At 51.2% G+C, this 418-nt stretch carries 1 protein-coding gene; it reads right to left on the bottom strand.

From position 1 onward, the window contains the following. Positions 1-418, bottom strand: a 418-nt coding sequence (locus tag KH400_RS29780) for a hypothetical protein (RefSeq protein ID WP_217228112.1), incomplete at both ends; no start/stop codon positions are given.

Below are 418 nucleotides of genomic sequence, written 5' to 3'. Positions count from 1 at the left end.
TCCCCCCTCCCCCTTTTTCTCCCTTCCTCTTTTTCCTTTTTTCTCCTTCTTTTCCCTCTCCTTTTTTTTCCTCCCTCTTCTCTTTTCCCCCCCCTCTCCTTTTCTCTTTCCCTTTTTTTCTTTCCTTCTCCCTTTTTCTCTTCCCCCCCCCCCCTTTCCCTTCCTCCTCTTTCTTCCTCCCTCCCTCTTCCCTCTTTCCCCCCTTTCCCCCCTTTTCCTCCCTTTCTTTCCCCTTCTTCCTTTTTTTTTTCCTCCTCTCCCCCTCTCCTTCTTCTCCCCTTTTCCTCTTTTCCCCCTTTTTTTCTTCCTCCCCCCCTTCCCTTTCCCTCTCTTCCCCCTCCTTTCCCTCCCTTCCCCCCTCCTTTCTTTTCTTTTCCCCCCTTCTCTCCCCCCCTTTTTTCTTTTCCTCCCTCTTCCT

The organism is Desertibacillus haloalkaliphilus, from assembly GCF_019039105.1.
Classification (GTDB): Bacteria; Bacillota; Bacilli; order Bacillales; family KJ1-10-99; genus Desertibacillus; species Desertibacillus haloalkaliphilus.
The sequence above is the reverse complement of the archived record's forward strand: the minus strand, read 5'-3'. Positions and strand labels throughout refer to the sequence as shown.